Raw genomic sequence first — 6,000 nt, 5'->3', positions numbered from 1 at the left:
TGTCCCCGATCGACTACGAGAACAGCCTTACTTCGACACCGGCTACGCTGACCCCAGCCGCATAACCCCGTGTCCAACATCCGGGGTGAAGTCCCCACGGCTTCATGAAGGAGGGAGACGCACGCTTCGGCGTCGCCGAGGCCGAGGCGGGCTAGGGCAAGGTCTGTGGCCCCGATGCCCCGCTGAACCGAGTCACGCGGACCGGTGAGGCTGGACAACGAGCGGGTGAGTAGGTCGTCGGCTCGGTGCGCTTGGCCGTCGTAAAGGGCGCACAGACCCTCGAAGCCGCTGACTCGGTCGGCGTTGAAGGCCGCGAAGGGGTCGCCTGCCGAGAGCTGCTCGACGGTCTTGCGGGCGCGGTCGAGGGCGGTGGCCGCGTCGGTGGAGTTGCCGGCGCGGGCCTGGACCTCGGCGTGGACAGCGTGGGCACGGGCGCGGATGGCGTGGCTGGAGCCGCGGTGGGCGTCGACGGTGGCCGCACGGGCGAGCTGGAGTGCGGTGTTCAGGTCGTCGGTGGCGTGCAAGGTCACCATCGTGTGGCTCGTGCGCACAGCCGCCAGGCGGCTGCGGTCGGGTAGGCGGGCTGCGGTGGCTTCGGCATCGCGGTAGAGCGCCATTGCCACCTCGTCGTCGCGGGTCTCGAAGGCCAGCCGGGCGGCCAGCGCATAGGCGTCCGTGGCCATGACGAGCAGCTCGGTGGTGACCTGCGGCTCGATCAGCAGCTTGCGGCACGTCCGCAGCACTGGGGCCAGGAGGAGTTGGAGGCGAACGAACGGGGTCGAACCGACCTGCTGGTTGAGATCGGCGACGGTCACGGCCAAGTCGTCGACCAGGTCCCTGTTCGGTGGTGTCGGGACTGGTGAGTTGCTGGCCTGAGCGTGGGTGATGGAGTCGATGAGCCGGTCGATCCGCTGGGGTGACGTGCCGAAGTCGCGCAGGGCGTCCAGCAGCTTGGCGAAGTCGGAGCCGGGCCCGAGTGCCGATGTTCCGGTCGGATTCATCGAGTAGATCCGGGCGAGGAGGTACTGGTAGCGGTCGCCGGGCTTGGTGCGGTCTGTCGGGCTCTCCCAGCGGGCGACGGTGCGTTGGATGCTGGACACCGGGAGGGTGGCCGGTGACGCCATGCCGAGGTCGCGGGCGGTGTCGCGCAGGGCCCGGGCCAGGTCTGCCCAGGACCACCCGCGTGACTCGCGCAGCCTACGTAGGCCAGCGGCTCCGAGTTCACCTTCGACGGCGGTCATGGATGCATTAGAGCACCCATTCCATGTCAGACCGGTACCACCAACCGCGGCTTCCCCTGATTGGCTGCATAGTTCAGTGTGTACCAGGTACCAGAGGTTTGCTCCGTGCCAAGCGGAAAGCCGATGACGAACTCGCTGCGGTCGACCATGTACTCGTTGCGGGCGTGGTAGGCAGAGGTACCGAGGGCTGGCGCGGCCAGTTCGATGACCTCAGTCAGGCGGTTGTGCGCACGCCATCGTTCGATTGCCGAGGAGGCTGGTTGAGGCTGGTCAACGACCGTGCACGGAACGACCACGGTCAAGGGTGCAGAGGTGTGCTCGGCCAGCCAGTCCAGCGTGGCGGTGTCGATGCCGGCAGCACCTCCGATGTAGAAGTGCGCAGCGGCGAATGGCAACAGGTAGTCGCGGAAGAGGGCTTCGAGACGGTCGCTGTCTTCATCGGAGATCGAGCGCGTTCCGGTGACGGTGATGTTGCGAACCACGCCGTGCCGCCTTTCCGCAATGTCATCGAATGTCATCTGCCGCGTCCACGCACTCAGACGATCTCATGGCCGAGCAAGCCGTCCGCGTGACGAAGGGGTGCCATGGAGACCGCGACCGAGGAGAAGCAGGCCACTCGACTGAGCACGGCTCGCAGTCGGGAGTTGGGTGAAGAGCTGCGACGCGTCCGCCACCGCGCGCGGTTGTCGTCGTCGTTCGTCGCCGAGGCGTTGGGGTGGTCGCTGGGCAAGCTCAGCAAGCTGGAGACCGGCAGCCGAGGCACGAGCCCGTGGGAGATCGGCACACTCTTGGGGCGTTGCGGCGCCGACAAGCCGACGCGCGACCGCATCCTGGCCATCGCGAGTGAGGCGGACACCGGCAGCTTCCTGCGGTTGCACGGCGGTTCTCCCGATTCGCTGCTGGCGCTGACCCTGCACGAGCAGACTGCTGAAGCCGTGACGGCGTACGAGCCGTTGACGATTCCCAGCCTCGCCCAGACCGAGGACTACGCACGCGCGCTCGGCAGTGACGAGGCTGTGGTGGAGGCGCGCGTGTCGCGCCAAGAGGCGTTGCGTCGACCGGGCGGACCGCAGGTAGCGCTGTTCATCCACGAGGCGGCGATCCGGCTGGTTGTCGGTGACGACCAGGTGATGCGCGACCAGATGCTGCGGCTGACCTTGATGTGCGGCTGGGCGCGGATGACGCTTCGAGTCATTCCGATGGCGAGCCAGGCTCACGGGTGCCTGCGGCACCCAGCCGCCCTGATGACCTTCGCGGCGCCGATCAAACCGGTGGCCTACGCGGAGAGCGAAACCGCGACCGCCTTCCACGAAAACACGGCTGCCGTCCTCGCGTACGAGGCCAAGATGCGGCAGTTGGAGCGTCTGGCGCTCGACACCGAACAGTCGCGCGCGATCTTTGGCCGGTGGGCTGATGCCTACGACCGGAAGAACCACTGACGCACCGATGTCGTACACGGTCAGGCTCCGAACCGCGGTGTTCCTCCAAGCCGTACGGTCCACGCGGTTGCACTCCGGCTATGCACTTGCCCAGGTGATGAAGCTCAATCGGTCCACCGCCGCTCGTGTGATCAAGGGCCGGCTACAGCCCGGCCCGGCGTTCATCGGCGGGGCGCTGAGCACTGGGCAGACAGTTCGACGACCTGTTCGAGGTGGTCGAAGCTCCGCGACGACGGAGGAACGACTCGTGATCACCAGCCCCACCGACCTACCTGATCTGCGTCTACGGATGCGTGAGCACGTGCTGACCTCTGCGTGCGGGCATGAGTTCGTGCGTCGTCTGGACAGTGGCGAGGCCGCGTTGACACCTCGGCTCAGCGGCCCCCCGCACATCCAGCGCACAAGCGCGGTGACCGGTGCTTTGCTCATCGCACGCCGCGAAGCGCAGCGCCTGGGTGATGCCCGGCTCTACTGGGTCGACCACGACATGACCGCGCTCGCAGTCGCCGCCGCGGCGAGTCCGCCCCAAGAACCGGTCGTGGCACGACGGATGCCGGCTGAGGCCGGTTTGATCTGGTTCGCCAAACCGATCGGTGATCGGGTCGCTGCGGTGTCCTGGTCTCGCTGGGGGCCACACGACCTCGACATGGACGACGGTTCGTACACGATCACCTGGAGCTTGGGCACGCCTGGCGGCACAGTCCCGTTGCATCCCGGCTTCGAGGGCGTGTGGCTGACCTACTGGACGCCTCAGCTCGTGCCGACCGCCGAGTCGGTGTTGCCCTTCGGTCGGACCTTCGCGCTCGCCCAACCCTGTACCGCGGAGCAGTGGGCGCACGTCGTCTACACGTCCTGGCAGCTCATGGCGCAGAGCGGGAGCGCACGGCTCGCAGAGATCGAAGACTTGCCCCGTACGCGCCACGGCCGCAAGCGCGATCAGCGTGCTGCCGTCAGCGATTCCGGGACCGTCCGGCTCGTCCGTGTTCACACCCGCCAGCGCACCGGCACGGTGGTCGACCGCGAAACCCCGCAGTGGACGAGCCGTTGGCCGGTACGTCCGTACCGGCGCAACACCTGCCTGAACTCGCGCCTGCACGCCGAAGGCGGCTGTGAGCACGAGGAGCGGATCGTTCCCGCACACATCAAAGGGCCGGCTGACAAGCCGCTTAAGATCAATACCAGGGTCAACATCTGGGACGCCATGCCACCGGCTGATTCCTAGACCGACCTAACGCAATGCGGGTGTCCGGCGATGACCCTGATGGAACGGTCTGATCATCAGGGGGAGACGTGCAAACGGACGTGCAGCGGGGCGCATGGTTAGTGCTCGCCGTCGGAGACGACCGACCCCGTCGCAGCAACGACGGCTACGACGACTCACCAGCAGCCCACTACAGCTGGGACAGTTCGGTCCCGAACCACCAGCTGCCTCAGGCCGGTGACGTGATCGTCCTGTGGGATAAGAAGGTCCTGCTGGGTGCCTCGGTAATCCAGAAGATCGTCGTCGGCAAGGAAGAGAAGGCTCTCCACCGCTGTCCGCACTGCGGTAAGGCCGCCATCAAGCTGCGTAAGACCGAGAGCCCGCCCTACCGGTGCTCCAAGTGCAAAGGCACGTTCGAGGAGGCGCAGGTAGTCACCATTCGGAAAGTCGTCACCACCTACCGGTCGCACCACGATATTGCCTGGGTGGATCTCACCGGGGAGCTGACCGGTGACCGGTTGCGCGGGCTCTGCACACTCCCGGAGTCACAGCTCAGCATCCGCCAACTCGACTACGCGAGGTTCCAGGAGGCCGTGCGGGCGGCGCCCGGTCGACCGTCCCTGTCACCGGTCGAGGCCGCTTTGTCCACCACGCTGAGAGGCGGCCACACCACAGCGGTCGTGCGCGTCCGGCGAGGACAGGGCGCCTTCCGCAGCCGGCTGCTGAAGGAGTACGGCGACACCTGCGCGTTCACCGGACCCAGCCCGCACGCCGCTCTCGAAGCGGCCCACTTGAACAGCTTCGCCGCCGACGGACGGCACCACGACCAAGGCGGACTCCTGCTCCGACGCGACGTTCACCGCCTCTTCGACCTCGGTCACCTCGCCGTGAACCCACGGGACCACACCATCGACGTCTCCGCGGCCATCGGCGACTACCCCGAGTACCGCCGCCTCCAAGGCGAGAAACTGCACGTGGAACTCACCGCGCGCCAGGAGGGCTGGATTGCGAAGCACTGGGCCATGCACCGAGGTTGAATTGGCAGTTCAGTGCCGCCCCGAGGCGTCCGCCAGATAACGCCTGGCCACGCCACGGCGTTCACGTACTCGACCTTGCCCACGCGAGTGACGTCCACGTGAGTGACGAAGGTCTCCACAGCGGCACCGGGGCGCTCGGCAAGCTCTACGACCGAGCGGCAGTACGGGCGTTCGGGTGACGAGGTGGGACAGCAGCGCGCACACAACGGGGCAGGGCCCCGTTCCGTTACCCGAAACGAGGCCCTGACCCGGACTTACTCTTGCGCGCTCGGCAGGATTCGAACCTGCAACCTTCTGATCCGTAGTTCCGTCCTGATCATGTTGGTTCCTGCCGCGCGCTACTACCCAAGTCTGATCCGTGCAGGTCAGACCAGACTTGTTGCCATCCAGTGACGATCTCTACGGTTTGATCACCGAGCGTCCGGGCACACCTCGGGCACACCCGTTGACGCTTAGAACCGCAGGTCAGGGATGGTGTTGAGGTCGATGCCGTACAGGGCATGGACCTTGATGGTGTTCTTCCCGGTCAGCTTCTCCTCGGCGTACCCCAGCAGCGTGGAGACCCGAACCACCTCGTCCTTCGATCTGTCCTCGATCTCGACGTAGGGCGGGATGCGCGGCCAGTGCCAATCTCGACCCGTGCGCTGCCGAGCAGGAAGCTCGGGCGCTTCGTGTCCTGGTAAGACTTCGCGCTGAACCCAGAGCACGCCGAGCAAGGTGTTGGGCGCGTCGAAGTCGTCCCCCCGCACTCAGTCTCGTGGGTGCCACGATGACATGGTCGGTCATGCGCTTAATGGTCAGCGCCACGTCGGTGCCCGTGTCCCGCAGCCTGCTCGACTTCGACCGGTCAGGGCGCGATGCCGGGGAGCACGTGGGTTGCGCACGCGGAACGGCACAGGTGACGTTGTGCGAGAGCGTGGGCACGCCGAGCGTGAGCCGCAGTTGGACTGTGGCGGCATGGTTGCGAAGCTCACGCACAGTAGGCACTGGCTTCACGAGCAGCAGTTCTGATGCTCGCCAAGAGTGGCCCGGCAGACAATGGGGTCGTCACCCGCAGGGGTGAATGAGGCGGGCTACCCGGC

Annotated in this window: 6 protein-coding genes; 3 read left to right on the top strand and 3 right to left on the bottom strand. The window is 66.6% G+C overall.

What is annotated here, in order from left to right:
* Positions 1-1,241, bottom strand: a 1,241-nt coding sequence (locus ACWEFJ_RS29830; protein ID WP_449715731.1) for a hypothetical protein, incomplete at its 3' end; no start/stop codon positions are given.
* A gap of 26 nt (positions 1,242-1,267) precedes the next feature.
* A complete protein-coding gene (locus tag ACWEFJ_RS29825; protein WP_378084123.1) occupies positions 1,268-1,759 on the bottom strand; it encodes an LOG family protein in 492 nt (163 codons plus the stop codon).
* A gap of 66 nt (positions 1,760-1,825) precedes the next feature.
* On the opposite strand from ACWEFJ_RS29825, the gene ACWEFJ_RS29820 reads away from it, so the two are divergent.
* The 3 genes from ACWEFJ_RS29820 to ACWEFJ_RS29810 all read left to right on the top strand — a co-directional run bounded on the left by ACWEFJ_RS29820 (position 1,826) and on the right by ACWEFJ_RS29810 (position 4,918).
* Positions 1,826-2,680 carry a helix-turn-helix domain-containing protein gene (locus tag ACWEFJ_RS29820; protein WP_449715730.1) on the top strand — a complete coding sequence of 285 codons (855 nt, stop codon included), beginning with the start codon at positions 1,826-1,828 and terminating at the stop codon, positions 2,678-2,680.
* A gap of 247 nt (positions 2,681-2,927) precedes the next feature.
* Positions 2,928-3,902: a hypothetical protein gene (locus ACWEFJ_RS29815; RefSeq protein WP_449715729.1), complete on the top strand. Its 975-nt coding sequence runs from the start codon at positions 2,928-2,930 to the stop codon at positions 3,900-3,902.
* A 68-nt stretch (positions 3,903-3,970) separates the two neighbouring features.
* Positions 3,971-4,918, top strand: coding sequence for an HNH endonuclease (locus ACWEFJ_RS29810; RefSeq protein ID WP_449715728.1), 948 nt, complete (start codon positions 3,971-3,973; stop codon positions 4,916-4,918).
* 452 nt (positions 4,919-5,370) lie between these two features.
* On the opposite strand, the gene ACWEFJ_RS29805 is transcribed toward ACWEFJ_RS29810, so the two are convergent.
* Positions 5,371-5,667: a hypothetical protein gene (locus tag ACWEFJ_RS29805; RefSeq protein ID WP_449715727.1), complete on the bottom strand. Its 297-nt coding sequence runs from the start codon at positions 5,665-5,667 to the stop codon at positions 5,371-5,373.
* Between the last annotated feature and the right edge of the window lie 333 nt (positions 5,668-6,000).

Source organism: Actinosynnema sp. NPDC004786 (genome assembly GCF_053601135.1).
This window is presented reverse-complemented; position numbering and strand designations above follow the sequence as displayed.